This window comes from Streptomyces sp. NPDC086989 (assembly GCF_044745505.1).
Taxonomy (GTDB): Bacteria; Actinomycetota; Actinomycetes; order Streptomycetales; family Streptomycetaceae; genus Streptomyces.
Window position 1 is genome coordinate 569,152 of the sequence record NZ_JBIVAL010000003.1, and the last position, 15,892, is coordinate 585,043.

General features: G+C 71.8%; 14 protein-coding genes and 3 tRNA genes. 9 read left to right on the top strand and 8 right to left on the bottom strand.

The features are described from left to right. The first annotated feature begins 138 nt into the window (after positions 1-138). From ACIPK4_RS09355 to ACIPK4_RS09365, 3 genes are all read left to right on the top strand, one after another. A complete protein-coding gene (locus tag ACIPK4_RS09355) occupies positions 139-1,731 on the top strand; it encodes a hypothetical protein (RefSeq protein ID WP_402310496.1) in 1,593 nt (530 codons plus the stop codon). A 239-nt stretch (positions 1,732-1,970) separates the two neighbouring features. Next, positions 1,971-3,449 (top strand): N,N-dimethylformamidase beta subunit family domain-containing protein, encoded by a 1,479-nt coding sequence (locus tag ACIPK4_RS09360; protein ID WP_402310498.1) that lies wholly within the window; start codon positions 1,971-1,973, stop codon positions 3,447-3,449. A gap of 106 nt (positions 3,450-3,555) precedes the next feature. Beyond that, positions 3,556-4,458 carry a phosphoribosylaminoimidazolesuccinocarboxamide synthase gene (locus tag ACIPK4_RS09365; RefSeq protein ID WP_054225290.1) on the top strand — a complete coding sequence of 301 codons (903 nt, stop codon included), beginning with the start codon at positions 3,556-3,558 and terminating at the stop codon, positions 4,456-4,458. Positions 4,459-4,500: 42 nt separating this feature from the next. Here ACIPK4_RS09365 and ACIPK4_RS09370 read toward each other — a convergent pair. From ACIPK4_RS09370 to ACIPK4_RS09395, 6 genes are all read right to left on the bottom strand, one after another. Next, a tRNA-Gly gene (locus ACIPK4_RS09370) sits at positions 4,501-4,576 on the bottom strand. A 22-nt stretch (positions 4,577-4,598) separates the two neighbouring features. Continuing rightward, positions 4,599-5,210 (bottom strand): response regulator, encoded by a 612-nt coding sequence (locus ACIPK4_RS09375; RefSeq protein WP_402310500.1) that lies wholly within the window; start codon positions 5,208-5,210, stop codon positions 4,599-4,601. Beyond that, on the bottom strand, positions 5,207-6,433 hold the full coding sequence (locus ACIPK4_RS09380) for a sensor histidine kinase (protein ID WP_402310502.1): 1,227 nt from the start codon (positions 6,431-6,433) through the stop codon (positions 5,207-5,209). Before ACIPK4_RS09380 ends, ACIPK4_RS09375 begins: the two co-directional genes overlap by 4 nt. A 181-nt stretch (positions 6,434-6,614) precedes the next feature. Then, positions 6,615-6,687, bottom strand: a tRNA-Gly gene (locus ACIPK4_RS09385). A gap of 80 nt (positions 6,688-6,767) precedes the next feature. After that, positions 6,768-6,839, bottom strand: a tRNA-Gly gene (locus ACIPK4_RS09390). 99 nt (positions 6,840-6,938) lie between these two features. Further along, positions 6,939-7,256 carry an Lsr2 family protein gene (locus ACIPK4_RS09395; protein WP_054225293.1) on the bottom strand — a complete coding sequence of 106 codons (318 nt, stop codon included), beginning with the start codon at positions 7,254-7,256 and terminating at the stop codon, positions 6,939-6,941. 324 nt (positions 7,257-7,580) lie between these two features. Between ACIPK4_RS09395 and purS the strand changes: the two genes are divergently transcribed. From purS to ACIPK4_RS09420, 5 genes are all read left to right on the top strand, one after another. After that, a complete protein-coding gene (purS, locus tag ACIPK4_RS09400) occupies positions 7,581-7,832 on the top strand; it encodes a phosphoribosylformylglycinamidine synthase subunit PurS (protein WP_008740952.1) in 252 nt (83 codons plus the stop codon). 2 nt (positions 7,833-7,834) lie between these two features. After that, a complete protein-coding gene (gene purQ / locus ACIPK4_RS09405) occupies positions 7,835-8,515 on the top strand; it encodes a phosphoribosylformylglycinamidine synthase subunit PurQ (protein WP_054225294.1) in 681 nt (226 codons plus the stop codon). After that, positions 8,512-10,761, top strand: coding sequence for a phosphoribosylformylglycinamidine synthase subunit PurL (gene purL / locus ACIPK4_RS09410; RefSeq protein WP_402310505.1), 2,250 nt, complete (start codon positions 8,512-8,514; stop codon positions 10,759-10,761). Before purQ ends, purL begins: the two co-directional genes overlap by 4 nt. A gap of 139 nt (positions 10,762-10,900) precedes the next feature. After that, entirely contained in the window at positions 10,901-11,692 is a 792-nt protein-coding gene (locus ACIPK4_RS09415; RefSeq protein WP_402310507.1) for a sterol carrier family protein, read from the top strand. A gap of 51 nt (positions 11,693-11,743) precedes the next feature. Further along, positions 11,744-12,550, top strand: a complete 807-nt coding sequence (locus tag ACIPK4_RS09420; protein ID WP_402310510.1) for an META domain-containing protein — start codon at positions 11,744-11,746, stop codon at positions 12,548-12,550. A 23-nt stretch (positions 12,551-12,573) separates the two neighbouring features. Here the strand turns inward: ACIPK4_RS09420 and ACIPK4_RS09425 are convergent, their stop codons facing one another. Both ACIPK4_RS09425 and ACIPK4_RS09430 read right to left on the bottom strand, forming a co-directional pair. Then, positions 12,574-13,998, bottom strand: a complete 1,425-nt coding sequence (locus ACIPK4_RS09425) for a sulfatase-like hydrolase/transferase (RefSeq protein WP_402310513.1) — start codon at positions 13,996-13,998, stop codon at positions 12,574-12,576. Between the two features lie 116 nt (positions 13,999-14,114). After that, positions 14,115-14,210 carry a putative leader peptide gene (locus tag ACIPK4_RS09430; protein WP_376193687.1) on the bottom strand — a complete coding sequence of 32 codons (96 nt, stop codon included), beginning with the start codon at positions 14,208-14,210 and terminating at the stop codon, positions 14,115-14,117. A 147-nt stretch (positions 14,211-14,357) separates the two neighbouring features. Here ACIPK4_RS09430 and purF point away from each other — a divergent pair, with 147 nt between their 5' ends. Beyond that, positions 14,358-15,875 carry an amidophosphoribosyltransferase gene (purF, locus tag ACIPK4_RS09435; RefSeq protein ID WP_402310516.1) on the top strand — a complete coding sequence of 506 codons (1,518 nt, stop codon included), beginning with the start codon at positions 14,358-14,360 and terminating at the stop codon, positions 15,873-15,875. The last annotated feature ends 17 nt before the right edge of the window (positions 15,876-15,892 follow it).

Genomic DNA, 15,892 nt, shown 5'->3' on the forward strand with positions numbered 1-15,892 from the left:
ACTGCCGGTCGGTCCCCAACTAGGGTGCGATGCCAAGCATTCCGGCACTTGGCCCACCGGCATTGCGATGTCAGTGGCGGGTGTCACAGTGGGGGAGTGAGCGAAACCGCCGCAGGGCAGAGGGGGTGAGGTCCGGCCGTGTCCGGAACCGGTTCGATCGTGGAAGTGGGCGCGCCGTCCGCGCGCTCCCGGGCCCTGGCCGTGCTGCGCGTGCGCAGCCGGGCCCTGGCCCTCGGGCTGCTGCCCGCCGCCCTCGCGGTGGTGCTGCTGAGCGCCCGGATGACGGGCCGGCTGGCCGCTGACCCCTGGCCCCTGGTGACCCTCGTCGTGTGCGTGGTCGCCGTGGCGGTGCTGCTCGTCGGCGGGGTGTTCGCCGCGGTGGTGCTGCGGGCGGGCCCGGCCCTCACCCCGACGGTGCCGCTGGCGGAGTCCGCCGCGCCGGACCTCTACCGGCTGGTGCGGGACCTGGCCGACCGGATGGACGTGCCCGCGCCCTCCGCGATAGCCCTGACGCCGGACTGCGACAGCTGGCTCGAGGACCGTACGCACGCGGCGCACCGCCGCGGCGGCATAACCGGCGGGCGCGAGTCCGAGCCGGGTGCGGCTCCCGTGCTGGTGATCGGCTCGCCGTTCCTGTGGTGGATGCGGGTCGCCGAACTGCGGGCGGTCCTGGCGCCGGTCGTCGCCGGTACGGGCCCTTCCGCGCATCCGGACATAGCCGACGCCCGGGGTTTCGTGCGCGGGCTCGACGCCGCCGCGGACGTGGGCAGCCGGCCCGGCCTCGGCTGGATCGGCCGGCCGGCCCGGCTGTTGCTGAGGCTGTGCCAGGAGGACGCCGCCGAGATGGAGCGCGGGGTGGCGGCCGCCGCCTCGGACCGCGCACAGGGTGTGGACTACGCGCTGCGCATCGTCGCCCAGGAGCAGGTCGGCCTCGCCTATGCGGGCTGGGACCGGCTGCTGACCCGGGTCGCGCTGCCCGCCTGGCGGATGGGCCGCTGGCCGGCGCACCTCGACGCCGGGGTCGTCTCGGCGCTGACCGAGCTGTCCCGGCGGGACCGGCTGGCCGACGGGTTCACCTCCCGGCTCGGCGAGCGACCCGCGTGCGATCTGCTGGAGCGGCCCGGGGTGATCGACGAGGCGGCTTCGCTGCTGGCCGCGCGGCTCTTCCACGGCGGTCCGGCCGAGGCCGGTCCGGACTGGTCGCCGGTGGACTGGGCGGCGTATCCGGAAGAGGTCGTGGACCGCAAATGGCGGGCGGAGGCGGCCCGGCTGCACGCCGCACTGGACGCCCTCGCCGTACCGGCCGGACCGGGTCCGACGCTGGACCGGGTGCTGGGCCACCTCACGGACGCGGCGGGCGAGGGCGCGGCCGCGGAGGCGCTGGCCGGCCGGCTGAGCGGTGACCTGGCCAGGCAGGAAAGGTCCGGGGGCGCCGCGGTGGCGCGCGGGGTCGATGCCGTACCGCTGTTCCCGCTCCAGCCGCCCCGCAGCGGGCGGGACCTGCTCGCCGACCACGTCACGGCGCTGGTGTGCGCCGCGGCGGTCGACTCGGCCGATGCCGCGCCGGGGCTGGACTGGCTGGACGGCCCGGTGCTCCTGGTCGGCGGCGAACGGCGCGCGGACCTGGCACCCCGGGTGCTGAGCCTGGTGGAGGACGGCGACCCGGAGCCCCTGCGGGACTGGCTCGCGGAGCTCGGCGTCCGCCCGGAGAAGCCCGTCCGCCTGGTGTGACCGCGGCCGCCGCCGCCCGCCCCGACCTGTCTGCCCCGCCCCGCCCGACCGCTGCCCGGCCCGCCCCGGCCCCTACCTCAGGCCGGTGAACTTCGGGGTCCGGAACTCCGGATGTGGCGAACGGTGACGGAATGAGTGCGTTATGTGATGTGCTGGGACCGTCGCGGTTCGCAGTCCCGGAACCGCGAGGCGTCGGCGGTGGACAGAGACCGTTCGGGGGAGCGAGGGAGGGGAGCGGTATGGGTGCGGACCAGATCCGGCGGTGGGAATCAGGGGCGCTCGCGCACGCGGTGAACGATCCCTTCGGTCAGGGGCCGCTGCCGTGGTTCCGGGGCAGCGAGCTGTACTTCGACGACACCGGGCACGTCGTGCCCTGGTACGTGGACCCGGCCCTGGCGCCCGGCCAGAAGCCCCAGGCGCGCAGCGTCAGCGGCCCGCGCACCGCCGACGACGTGCACCGGCAGATCAAGGGGTTCGCCTCCACCGGGGCCGTCACGCCCGGCGAGGCCATCGACTTCCACATCACCGTGGACCCGCCCCAGCAGTTCTCCGTCGACGTCTACCGCATCGGCCACTACGGCGGCGACGGCGCCTCCAAGATCACCACCAGCCCCCGGCTCTCGGGGATCGTGCAGCCCGCCCCGCTCACCGCCGACCGCACCGTCTCCTGCCACCACTGGTGGCTGTCCTGGCGGCTCCAGGTGCCGTCCTACTGGAGCGTGGGCGCGTACGTCGCCGTGCTCACCACCGCCGACGGGTACCGCTCCCACATCCCGTTCACCGTCCGCGACGACCATCCCGCCGACCTGCTCCTGCTGCTGCCCGACATCACCTGGCAGGCCTACAACCTCTACCCCGAGGACGGGCGGACCGGCGCGAGCCTCTACCACGCCTGGGACGACGAGGGGCGGCTGCTCGGCGAGCAGGACGCGGCCATCACCGTCTCCTTCGACCGGCCCTACGCCGGCGCCGGCCTGCCCCTGCACGTGGGCCACGCCTACGACTTCATCCGCTGGGCCGAGCGCTACGGCTACGACCTCGCCTACGCCGACACCCGCGATCTGCACGCCGGCCGCGTCGACCCCACCCGCTACCGCGGCCTGGTCTTCCCCGGCCACGACGAGTACTGGTCGGGCCCCATGCGCCGCACCGTCGAGCGCGCCCGCGACCACGGCACCTCGCTGGTCTTCCTCTCCGCCAACACCATGTACTGGCAGGTCGAGCTGGGGCCCTCCCCGTCAGGGGTGGAGGACCGGCTCCTCACCTGCCGAAAACGCCGTGGCCCCGGCCGCCCCAGCCTCTGGCGCGAGGTCGACCGCGCGGAGCAGCAGCTGCTCGGCATCCAGTACGCCGGGCGGGTCCCCGAGCCCGCGCCGCTGATCGTCCGCAACGCCTCGCACTGGCTCTGGGACTCCACCGGCGCCGACGAGAACGACGAGCTCCCCGGCCTGGTCGCCGGCGAGGCCGACCGGTACTTCCCGCGCACCCAGCTCCCCGAGCACCAGGACCGCATCCTGCTCGCGCACTCCCCGTACCTCGACGGCGAGGGCGCCAAGCGCCACCAGGAGACCTCCCTGTACCGGGCCCCGAGCGGCGCCCTGGTCTTCGCGTCGGGCACCTTCGCCTGGTCACCGGCCCTCGACCGCCCCGGCCACGTCGACGAACGGGTCCAGCGGGCCACCGCCAACCTCCTCGACCGGATCTGCAAGCGGGACTGACCGACGGGACTGACGGGACCGAACCGCCGGGGACCCCCGGAGGCCGTGCATCGACCCCGGTACGGGACAATGGGGGTGCGCTCGTACAGAACCACAGGGAGACTCCGTGTCCGGATTCGTAGAAAAGCCCGAGCCGGTTCAGGTGCCCGGCCTCGTCCACCTCCACACCGGCAAGGTGCGCGAGCTCTACCGCGACGGAGACGGCAACCTCGTCATGGTCGCCAGCGACCGCATCTCCGCGTACGACTGGGTGCTCCCCACCGAGATCCCGGAGAAGGGCCGCGTCCTGACCCAGCTCTCCCTCTGGTGGTTCGACCAGCTGAGGGACCTCGTGCCGAACCACGTCATCGGCACCGACCTGCCCGAAGGCGCCCCCGCCGACTGGGCCGGCCGCACCCTGATCTGCAAGAACCTCGACATGGTCCCGGTCGAGTGCGTGGCCCGCGGCTACCTCACCGGTTCCGGCCTCGTCGAGTACGACCAGACCCGCACGGTCTGCGGACTCGCCCTCCCCGAAGGCCTCGTGGACGGCTCCGAGCTGCCCGCCCCGATCTTCACCCCGGCCGCCAAGGCCGAGGTCGGCGAGCACGACGAGAACGTCTCGTACGAGGAGGTCGCGCGCACCACCGGCGCCGAGACGGCGGCCCTGCTGCGCCAGACCACCCTGGCCGTGTACAGCAGGGCCCGGGACATCGCCCGCGAGCGCGGCATCATCCTCGCCGACACCAAGTTCGAGTTCGGCTTCGACAAGGACGGCACCCTCGTCGCCGGCGACGAGGTGCTGACCCCGGACTCCTCACGCTTCTGGCCCGCCGACGAGTGGAAGCCGGGCCGCGCGCAGCCCTCCTTCGACAAGCAGTTCGTCCGCGACTGGCTGACCTCCCCGGCGTCCGGCTGGGACCGCAAGGGCGAACTCCCGCCGCCGGCCCTCCCGCAGGAGGTCGCCGAGCAGACCGGCGCCAAGTACATCGAGGCGTACGAGCGGCTCACCGGCCTCACCTGGGGCTGAGACACGAAGAAGCCCCCGGTCGTGAGACCGGGGGCTTCCCGATGGAGCGGACAACGCGACTCGAACGCGCGACATCCACCTTGGCAAGGTGGTGCTCTACCAACTGAGCTATGTCCGCCTGCGTGGTAACGCGAGAACTACTATACCCAACCTCGCTCGCGTGCGAGACGCACTGCCGTGTGCCGGTTCTCCGCCCCGAGCTTCGAAGCCGCCGACGACAGGTAGTTCCGTACGGTGCCCTGCGAGAGGGAGGCGCGCTCCGCGATCTCCGCGACCGGCGCCCCGTCCCCCGCGAGTTCGAGCACCTCGGCCTCGCGCGCGGTCAGCGGGGAGTCCCCGGCGCTGATCGCGTCGGCCGCCAACTCCGGGTCCACGTAACGGCCTCCGGCGTGCACGGTCCGGATCAGCTCGGCCAGCCGCTGCGCCGACACCGTCTTCGGCGCGAAGGCCCGCACCCCGGCCGCGAGGGCCCGCTTCAGGTGCCCGGGCCGGCCGTGACTCGTCACGATCATGGTTTTGCAGTCGGGGAGTTCGGCCCGCAGTGATGTGGCGACACTCACACCGTCCGCCCCCGGCATCTGCAGGTCCAGCACCGCCACGTCCGGCCGGTGAGCCAGCGCCATCGCGAGGGCCTCCGGTCCCGAGGCCGCCTCCGCGACGACCAGCAGGTCGTCCTCCAGGGCCAGCAGTGCGGCGAGCGCGCCCCGGATCAGGTGTTCGTCGTCGGCCAGCAGCACGCGTACGGGGCTCATGCCCGCACCTCCAGTCCTCGCAGTTGTCCGCCCGGCAGCCGCGCCCGCAGCCGGAACCGGCCGTCACCGACCGGGCCGGCCTCCAGCGTGCCGTCCAGCGCCGCGAGCCGCTCCCGCAGTCCCGCCAGCCCGGAACCCGGCGGCCCGGCCGGCGTGTCGGGGGCCCCGTCGTTCTCCACCACCAGCGTCAGCGCACCGTCGGCGGGCGCCGTGAGCCGGATCACACAGCTGCGGGCGTCCCCGTGCCGCAGGACGTTCGTGGTCGCCTCCCGGACCACCCAGCCCAGCGCCGACTGCACTTCGGGGCGCAGCGCCCGGTCCGTCTCCACCTCGACGCGGCAGTCCATCCCGGCCGCGCTGAGCACCCCGCGGGCGCCCTCCAGCTCCACGGTGAGGTCTGCCGCACGGTAGCCGCGTACGACGTCCCGCACCTCGCGCTGCGACTCCCGGGCGATCCGCTGCACCTCGATCATCTGGTCCACGGCCTCCGGGCGTTCGCGCCGGGCCAGCTGGACCGCCAGCTCGCTCTTGAGGGCGATCACCGCCAGGTTCCGGCCCATCACGTCGTGCAGGTCCCGCCCGAAGCGCAGGCGCTCCTCGGCGACGGCGAGCTGCGCCTGGAGCTCCCGGGCGCGGTCGAGTTCGTACACCGTCTTCAGCAGCCAGGCGGAGAAGCCGCAGGCCAGGGTCAGCAGGGTGCAGGTGAGGAGGAGACCGACCCCGTAGCCGAGCGCGGCCGGCAGGGGCAGACCGGCAGCCGCCGCCGCGACGGCTGCGGCCACCGCAGCGGCGGGGGCCACGCACAGCATGTGCCACACCCGCGCCAGCGCCAGGGTCAGCGAGCCCGAGGCGAACGCGACGGTGTTGACCACGAGCGAGGGGCCCACGCCCCCGTGGGAGATGGCGCCGACGGAGCGCAGGACGAGTACGGCGACCGCCAGCGCAGCGGTGAGGACGGTCAGGCCCACCGCCAGGCGTACGGGGCGCTCCCGGCGGCCGAGGACCCAGTCCAGTGCCCTGGAGGCCAGTACACCGCTCAGCGCGACCTGGGCGCACAGGGGCAGCAGCAGGGCGCCGGTGACGGCGCCGGGACCCTCGGGAGTGAGGCCGAGGAGCACCGACAGGGCTTCGAGGGCCACGAAGAAGTGCAGCGACCAGCGGGTGTAGAGCTCGATCTTCGCCGCGCTGCTGCGGTCACGCCACCACCCGGTCAGTTTCGACACGGTCCCGGTCCCCCGATCAACGATCACCCTCCGGCGGTCGCCGCCGTGCACGACTCCAGCCTCGCGGCGGCCCGCGGGAGGGGACAGTGCGCGCCGTCATCACCACCGATGACATTTGTCAGCACCTATCGCACGGCATACGACAAAGGCCCTGATCGATGATCAGGGCCTTTGTCCTCTGAGCGGACGACGCGACTCGAACGCGCGACATCCACCTTGGCAAGGTGGTGCTCTACCAACTGAGCTACGTCCGCATGCTTGCGGCGACACGAATGTCGCTGCGATGCGTGCATCACTCTACCCGATCCACCGGAGTGGCCGGTAAAGCGTGCAGAGCGGGTGACAGGGATTGCACACTGCGCCTCCCCCCTGGAAGGGGGGTGTTCTGCTACTGAACTACACCCGCACGACCTTCGGGGCTTTGACCTGCGGTCTGGCCCCTCGGCGTGATCCACACACTAGCGGATCGGAGGGGGTGGATGGCAAATCCGCCCTAGGGTGCGCCTCAGTGGGCCTCGTTGTACGCCGCGTAGACCCGCTTCGGGATCCGGCCGCGCGGGGGCACGTCGAGGTCGTTGGAGCGGGCCCAGGCGCGGACGACCGCCGGGTCCGGGGCCAGCGAGGTGTGCTTGTACGTCTTCCCGGAACGGGCCTGCCGGCGGCCGGCCTCCACGAACGGCGCCAGGCTCTTCCGCAGTTTCTTTGCGTTGGCCAGATTGAGGTCGATCTCGTACGACTTACCGTCCAGGCCGAACGTGACCGTTTCCGCCGCTTCTCCGCCGTCGATGTCGTCGGAGATCGTGACTACTACGCGCTGCGCCACGGATATCGGTCCCTTCGCGCGACGCCGCCCACCCGTCGGGACGTGCGGTGATGTCGCCTGTGTGGATGTTTCGGAGCAATGCATCATTCCGCCGGAATCCCGGTGGAATCCTTTGTACCGCGATTCCCATTGCATTGCGAAGCCCAGTTAATTGTCTCCGCGCGTCCCGCCGCAATCCCGGGCGCGTGGTTTTCCGGTGGATTTTGCGAAGCGTTGGTGAAGCCGAAACCGCCGGGCGATCACGGGCCGCTGATATCTACCCGCGTAGAAATTTCGGCCGGGTACGCTGAGGGAACCGCCTTCGCACCAACCACCTCATCGGGAGTGCCAGTGGCACGCGTCGTAGTCGACGTCATGCTCAAGCCGGAGATCCTCGACCCCCAGGGCCAGGCGGTGCAGCGTGCACTGCCGCGCCTGGGCTTCGAGGGCATCGCCGACGTCCGCCAGGGGAAGCGTTTCGAGCTGGAAGTGGAGGGACCGGTCGACCAGGCCGCCCTCGACCGCATCCACAAGATGGCCGAAACGTTCCTCGCCAACACCGTCATCGAAGACTTCACCGTGAAGGTCGAGGCCTGACGGTGACCACTCGCATCGGAGTCGTCACGTTCCCCGGAACGCTCGACGACCGTGACTCGCTGCGCGCCGTCCGCCTCGCGGGGGCCGAGCCGGTTTCGCTGTGGCACCGCGACAAGGACCTGCACCAGGTCGACGCGGTCGTCCTCGCGGGCGGCTTCTCCTACGGGGACTACCTGCGCGCCGGAGCCATCTCCCGGTTCTCGCCGGTGATGGAGACCATCATCGAGCAGGCCAGGGGCGGCATGCCCGTCCTCGGCATCTGCAACGGCTTCCAGATCCTCACCGAGGCCCACCTGCTGCCGGGGGCGATGCTCCGGAACAACCACCTGCACTTCATCTGCCGCGACCAGAAGCTGCGGGTGGAGAACGCGGAGACCGCGTGGACCGGCGACTACACCGCCGGCCAGGAGGTCTCCGTACCGCTCAAGAACATGGACGGCCGCTACGTCGCCGACGAGCGCGTCCTCGACGAGCTGGAGGCCGAAGGCCGCGTGGCCTTCCGGTACGTGGACGTGAACCCGAACGGGTCGCTCCGCGACATCGCCGGCATCACCAACGCCGCGGGCAACGTCGTCGGCCTCATGCCGCACCCCGAGCACGCGGTCGAGCCGCTGATCGGGACGGGCCGCACCGACGGTCTCCCGTTCTTCACCTCGGTCCTGAAGAAGCTGGTCAGCGCATGAGCCTCGACACCGTCAAGAACGCCACCGAAACCCCGGACGCCTCCCAGCCCTGGAAGGAGCTCGGCCTCAAGGAGGACGAGTACGCCCGGATCCGCGAGATCCTCGGCCGCCGGCCCACCGGCGCCGAGCTCGCCATGTACTCGGTCATGTGGTCCGAGCACTGCTCGTACAAGAGCAGCAAGGTCCACCTGAAGCAGTTCGGCGAGAAGGCCCCCGAGAACACGGCCATGCTCGTCGGCATCGGCGAGAACGCGGGCGTCGTCGACGTCGGCCAGGGCTACGCGGTCACCTTCAAGGTCGAATCGCACAACCACCCCTCGTACATCGAGCCCTACCAGGGCGCGGCCACGGGCGTCGGCGGCATCGTCCGCGACATCCTCGCCATGGGCGCCCGCCCGGTCGCCGTCGTCGACCCGCTGCGCTTCGGCGCGGCCGACCACCCCGACACCAAGCGCGTCCTGCCGGGCGTCGTCGCGGGCATCGGCGGCTACGGCAACTGCCTGGGCCTGCCGAACATCGGCGGCGAGGTCGTCTTCGACGCCTGCTACCAGGGCAACCCGCTGGTCAACGCCGGCTGCATCGGCGTGATGAAGCACGAGGACATCCACCTCGCCAAGGCCTCCGGCCCCGGCAACAAGGTCATCCTCTACGGCGCCCGCACGGGCGGCGACGGCATCGGCGGCGTCTCGGTGCTGGCCTCGGAGACCTTCGACGACTCCAAGCCCACCAAGCGCCCCGCCGTCCAGGTCGGCGACCCCTTCCAGGAGAAGCTCCTCATCGAGTGCACCCTGGAGATCTTCAAGGAGAAGCTGGTCGCGGGCATCCAGGACCTCGGCGGCGCCGGGCTCTCCTGCGCCACCTCCGAGCTGGCCTCCGCCGGTTCCGGCGGCATGCGCGTCGAGCTGGACACCGTCCCGCTGCGCGACGCGACGCTCTCGCCCGAGGAGATCCTCATGAGCGAGTCGCAGGAACGCATGTGCGCGATCGTCGAGCCGCAGCACGTCGCGCGCTTCATGGAGATCTGCGAGAAGTGGGACGTCATCGCCACCGTCATCGGTGAGGTGACCGACGGCGAGCGCCTGGAGATCTTCTGGCACGGCGAGCAGATCGTGGACGTGCCCCCGGGCACCGTCGCCCACGAGGGCCCGGTGTACAACCGCCCCTACGCGCGCCCCGAGTGGCAGGACGCCCTCCAGGCCGACGACGCGGGCCTGCTGCCCCGTCCGCAGACCTCCGAGGAGCTCCGCGCGCAGGTCCTGGCGCTGGTCTCGTCCCCGAACCAGGCCTCGAAGTCCTGGGTCACCGACCAGTACGACCGCTTCGTGCAGGGCAACACCGTCCTGTCGCAGCCCGAGGACGCGGGCATGGTCCGCATCGACGAGGAGTCGAACCTCGGCGTGGCCATGGCCACCGACGGCAACGGCCGCTTCGCGAAGCTCGACCCGTACACGGGCGCGCAGCTCGCGCTGGCGGAGGCGTACCGCAACGTCGCCGCGACCGGTGCCAAGCCGCTCGCCATCTCCGACTGCCTCAACTTCGGCTCGCCGGAGGACCCGGGCGTCATGTGGCAGTTCGCCGAGGCCACCCGCGGTCTCGCGGACGGATGCCTGGAGCTGGGCACCCCGGTGACCGGCGGCAACGTCTCGCTCTACAACCAGACCGGTGACATCGCGATCCACCCGACCCCGGTCGTGGCGGTCCTCGGTGTCATCGACGACGTCAACCGCCGTACGCCGATGGCCTTCGCGGAGGCCGGCCAGCTGCTGTACCTGCTGGGCGACACGGCCGAGGAGTTCGGCGGTTCGGCCTGGTCCCAGGTCGTCCACGACCACCTCGGCGGCATGCCGCCCAAGGTGGACCTGGGCCGCGAGAAGCTGCTCGGCGAGATCCTGATCTCGGCGTCCCGCGACGGCATGGTCGACGCGGCGCACGACCTGTCCGACGGCGGCGTGATCCAGGCGCTCACCGAGTCCTGCCTCAAGGGCGGCAACGGTGCGCGGATCGTGGTTCCGGAGGGCCTGGACGCGTTCACCTTCCTGTTCTCCGAGTCGGCGGGCCGGGCCATCGTGGCCGTCCCGCGCAGCGAGGAGCTCCGCTTCACCGACATGTGCGGTGCGCGCGGTCTGCCCGCCACCCGCATCGGTGTGGTGGACGGCGAGGAGATCGAGGTCCAGGGCGAGTTCACGATTCCGCTCGCGGAGCTGCGTACCGCTCACGAGGCGACGATCCCGGCGCTGCTCGCCTGATCCCGTCTTCGCTCACGAGCCCCCGTCCGCGGTCCGCGGGCGGGGGCTCGGGCGCACCCGGCCGCTGCGGCGGGGCTGCGTCCGCAGGGCTGCGTGGCGGGGCCGTGCCGGTGTCGGCCGTGCCGGATAGGGTCGGGCCATGCCACCCGCCAAGAAGAGGGCGCGTACCTACGACGCCGCGAAGATCCGTGCCGCGGTCACCGCGCAGTTCGGGCATGTGGCCGACGCCGTACGGGAGTTGAGCGACGAGCAGCTCGCCCGCCCCAGCGGTGTCGGGGCGTGGAGCGTCGCCGAACTCGCCGCGCACATCGCGTGGATCGCCGACTCGCTGGCCGCCGGACTGGCCCGGCCCCCGGCCGCCGTGCCGGAACTGACGGCCGTCGAATGGCCCTCCGCCACCGCCTCCCTCGCCGGGAAGATCGCCGAGGCGGCCAGGGAGACCCTCGACGGTGCCCCGCTGCCCGAGCTGTACGAGCGCGCCGCCGCCCGCATGGCCCAGGCGCTGGCCGCCAACCCCGGCAGCCGGGTCCTGGACCTGTGGATCGGGGACATGACCCTGGCCGACTTCCTCGTCACCCGGACCGTGGAGCTGGTCGTCCACACCGACGATCTGGCCCGGGCCACCGGCGTGGACATCCCCGTCGAGCGGCAGGCCCTGGCCGCCTGCACCCGGCTGCTCGCCGACGCCCTCGCGCTCAAGGCCCCGGGCGGCTCGGTGGAGGTACGGATCCCGCCCTTCGCGGTGGTCCAGTGCATCGAGGGCCCCCGGCACACCCGCGGAACCCCGCCCAACGTGGTGGAGACGGACCCGCTGACCTTTCTCCGGCTGGCCACGGGCCGTACGCACTGGGCCACGGCCGTCGAGGAAGCGCAGGTCAGGGCCAGTGGCGAACGGGCCGACCTGTCGGCGCTGCTGCCCGTGATGAGCTGACCGGAGGCCTGCACGGTGGAACCGCTGACGAACCCGGCCCGTCTCAGGAACATGCCTACCCTCCGCCGCGTCCCGCCCGGTCTGGCCCTCGCATCGGCCCTCGCGCTCGCCCTCACCGCGTGCAGCGGAGCCGGGAAGGGCGAATCCGGCACGCTTCCCGACCCCAAGGGCTCGTGGGCCGTCGAGTCCCTGACGACCGGCGGCCGCACCCTGCACGCGCCCGAGAACGCCCGCGTCGACCTCACGGACAAAGACGCCACGGGCAACTACGGATGCAACGGGTTCACCGCGGGGGTTGCCTTCTCCGGTACCTCCGCGGTGACCGTCACGCCCGGCACCACGAGCCTGAGGTCCTGCCCGGCGATGGAGTTCGAGAAGGAGTTCTCCCGGCTCTTCAAGGGCCGGCTCGCCATCGACCGGGGGCCCGACCGGCTCACGCTGAAGACCTCCGACGGGAGCACGATCGCGATGAGCACGAAGCCCCCGGTCCCGAACGCCCCCTTCCACGACACCTGGTGGACGGTCGAGTCCCTCGTCACCGGCGACACCGCGGCCCCGCTGCCCGCCGAGGCCGCGGGCAAGGCGCGGTTCCGGCTGAGCGCCGGCCTCGCCGCGAGCGGCAGCCTGGGCTGCAACCGGTTCAGCGCCCAGGCCACCGGTGACGGCGCCCAGCTCACGTTCGGGGCGCTGACCACGACCCGGATGGCCTGTGAGGGCGCGGTGGGCGAGGTCGAGCGGAAGCTGACCGAGCTGTTCGCCGCCGACCCGCTCACCTGGGACATCGAGGGCCGCACCCTCACCCTCACCGCGCCCGACGGCCGGGGCCTGGTGGCGCAGGGGGCCTCGGCCACGGAATGACCGGGCGTGCGCCGCCCGGGGGATCAGGCCGGGTAGGGGAGCAGTCCCGCGTCCGTCCGCTCCCAGGCCGCGCGCAGCTCCGCGAGCCGGGCCGGCTCCAGGGCCGCCTTGTCGGCCTGCTCGCGCTGGTCCCCGGCCAGGTTGAACAGCTGGTCCCGGCCCGTCTTGCCGCGGTAGTACTTCCAGTCGCCGCGACGCAGGGCCCGCTCCCCGCGCACCCGCCAGAACAGGTTCCGCTCGGCGACCTCCTCGCCGCGCAGCAGGTATCCGGCCAGGCTCACACCGTCGAGGGGGTAGGCGGGGTGCGGGCGCGTCCCGGCCACCTCCAGCAGGGTCGCCGTCCAGTCCGGGCTGAACACCGGCAGCCGGCTGACCTGGCCGCCGTCGAGGCGGGCGGGCCAGCGCAGGATGTTCGGCACGCGGATCCCGCCCTCCTGGAGGGACGCCTTGTTGCCCGAGAGCGGCCAGTTGTACGAGAACCGCTCGCCCCCGTTGTCGCTGGAGAAGACGACCAGGGTGTCCTCCTCCTGCCCGGAGCGCTTCAGGGCCTTCAGCACCTCGCCGACGGACCGGTCGAGGTCCTCGACCATCTGCCGGTACTTCTCCACCGAGCCGCCGTCCTGGTGCCACAGCGCGCGCTGGTCGCCCGCCTTGATCCGCCGGACGATCTCGGCGCTCTCCGCGGTGTCCCCGTCGGCGATCCACGGCCAGTGCGGGGTGGTGAAGTTGAGGTTGAGCAGCCAGGGCTTGCCGTGGTGGTCGCGGGAGACGTACTCGCTCGCCCGCTCGGTGATGATCCGCGTGTAGTAGCGCAGGTCCTTGTACTCGGCATCGCCCTCGTAGAGGTCGTACTCGCCGGCCAGGCCCAGCTTGGAGTAGTACTCCAGGGCGCCGCCGAAGTTCCCGAAGAACTCGTCCCAGCCGGACCGGGTCGGGCTGTAGTCGGGCAGGTAGCCGGCGTGCCACTTGCCGATCAGCGCCGTCGCGTACCCGGCCGACCTGAGCAGCGAGGCCAGTGTCGGGTGGGTGGGTTCCAGGCCGACGCTCCTGTCGGCGATCGGTTCGGCGAGCCCGCCCCTGGTCCGGGCCGGGTAGCGCCCGGTGTAGAGGCTGAACCGGGTCGGCGAGCAGGTCGCGGAGCCGGAGTAGGCGTCGGTGAAGCGGACGCCCTGGCGGGCGAGCCGGTCCAGGTTCGGCGTCTTGATGTGCGGGGAGCCGTACGAGGACAGGTCGGCCCAGCCGAGGTCGTCGCCGAGGATGAAAAGGATGTTGGGCCGTCGGGACCGCCGGCCGCGGGCGGCGCGGAACTCCCGCTCCGGGGAGCCCGCGGAAGGGGCTCCGGCGGCCTGTGCGGGGGCGGTTTCCAGCCCGGTCGCGGCGGCGGCGACGGTCGCTCCGACGGCGCCCCCGAAGGCACGGCGGGACAGCTTGCTGTTGTGCGAAGACACAGGTACTCCAAGGCGCGGCTCGCCCGCCCGCCGCCGGCGGGGCGCGGGACGGCGCGCGGCACGGCGGGGCAGGCCAGGGCGGAGCGGAAACGTGAAAGGGGGAAGAAGAGTTGCGGCTACGCGGAACAGCGACAGATGGCGCTCGCGACACGGACCAGGTCCACGTGTCGGCGCTCGACGAGGGTGACGGCACGGTCACCGAAGGGCTGCATGGGGCGAGAGCCTGTACGAATGCCCTCGTAGATGTCAACAAATGATCCGAATAGCAAGACGGAGGCGTCCGGTCACCCTCTGTGCTGTGACATTTCCCGGCCGTCCCCAATTCGGACCAGTGGTCGATCTCGCCTACACTCGGAAGCGTGCCTCGTGGTGATGGACGACTCAACCACGACCTGCTCCCCGGCGAAAAGGGCCCCCAGGACGCTTGCGGCGTCTTCGGTGTCTGGGCTCCGGGTGAAGAGGTCGCCAAGCTCACCTACTTCGGACTGTATGCGCTGCAGCACCGTGGACAAGAGTCCGCGGGAATCGCTGTGAGCAACGGTTCCCAGATCCTCGTCTTCAAGGACATGGGCCTCGTTTCCCAAGTCTTCGACGAAACCTCTCTCGGCTCGCTCCAGGGTCATATCGCGGTCGGTCACGCCCGCTACTCGACCACCGGAGCCTCCGTCTGGGAGAATGCGCAGCCCACTTTCCGCGCGACCGCCCACGGCTCCATTGCCCTGGGTCACAACGGCAACCTGGTGAACACCGCCGAGCTCGCCGAGATGGTCGCCGACCTCCCCCGTCAGGACGGCCGCGCCACCCAGGTGGCGGCCACCAACGACACCGACCTGGTCACCGCCCTGCTGGCCGGCCAGACGGACGACGAGGGCAAGCCCCTGACCATCGAGGAGTCGGCCGCCAAGGTCCTCCCTCAGGTCAAGGGTGCGTTCTCGCTCGTGTTCATGGACGAGGGAACCCTCTACACCGCCCGTGACCCGCAGGGCATCCGCCCGCTGGTCCTCGGCCGCCTGGAGCGCGGCTGGGTGGTCGCGAGTGAGACCGCCGCCCTCGACATCTGCGGCGCCAGTTTCGTCCGCGAGGTCGAGCCGGGCGAGCTCATCGCGATCGACGAGAACGGCCTGCGCACCTCCCGCTTCGCGGAAGCAAAGCCCAAGGGGTGTGTGTTCGAGTACGTCTACCTGGCGCGCCCGGACACCGACATCGCCGGCCGGAACGTCTACCTCTCGCGTGTCGAGATGGGCCGGCGCCTGGCCAAGGAAGCCCCGGTCGACGCCGACCTGGTGATAGCGACGCCGGAATCCGGCACGCCCGCCGCCGTCGGCTACGCCGAGGCGAGCGGGATCCCGTACGGCTCCGGCCTGGTCAAGAACGCCTACGTGGGCCGGACCTTCATCCAGCCCTCGCAGACGATCCGCCAGCTGGGCATCCGCCTGAAGCTCAACCCCCTCAAGGAAGTCATCCGGGGCAAGCGCCTGGTGGTCGTCGACGACTCGATCGTCCGCGGCAACACCCAGCGCGCCCTGGTCAAGATGCTCCGCGAGGCCGGCGCGGCCGAGGTCCACATCCGGATCTCCTCGCCGCCGGTGAAGTGGCCGTGCTTCTTCGGCATCGACTTCGCCACCCGGGCCGAGCTGATCGCCAACGGCATGACGGTCGACGAGATCGCCACGTCGCTCGGCGCGGACTCGCTCTCGTACATCTCGCTCGACTCGATGATCGAGGCGACGACCATCCAGAAGCCCAACCTCTGCCGTGCCTGCTTCGACGGCGAGTACCCCATGGACCTGCCCGACCCGCAGCTCCTGGGCAAGCAGCTCCTGGAGAACGAGCTCGCGGGCGGCTCCGACGCCGCCGACGCGCTCCGGCGGCCGTAGCCCGTAGCCCGTGGGCC

What these genes read in the sequence shown, in the direction of transcription:
- ACIPK4_RS09360 (WP_402310498.1), top strand. Translation starts at nt 1,971, where the DNA reads ATGGGTGCGGACCAGATCCGGCGGTGGGAATCAGGGGCGCTCGCGCAC.
- purL (WP_402310505.1), top strand. Translation starts at nt 8,512, where the DNA reads ATGAGCCTCGACACCGTCAAGAACGCCACCGAAACCCCGGACGCCTCC.
- ACIPK4_RS09420 (WP_402310510.1), top strand. Translation starts at nt 11,744, where the DNA reads ATGCCTACCCTCCGCCGCGTCCCGCCCGGTCTGGCCCTCGCATCGGCC.
- ACIPK4_RS09415 (WP_402310507.1), top strand. Translation starts at nt 10,901, where the DNA reads ATGCCACCCGCCAAGAAGAGGGCGCGTACCTACGACGCCGCGAAGATC.
- ACIPK4_RS09430 (WP_376193687.1), bottom strand. Translation starts at nt 14,210, where the DNA reads ATGCAGCCCTTCGGTGACCGTGCCGTCACCCTCGTCGAGCGCCGACAC.
- ACIPK4_RS09375 (WP_402310500.1), bottom strand. Translation starts at nt 5,210, where the DNA reads ATGAGCCCCGTACGCGTGCTGCTGGCCGACGACGAACACCTGATCCGG.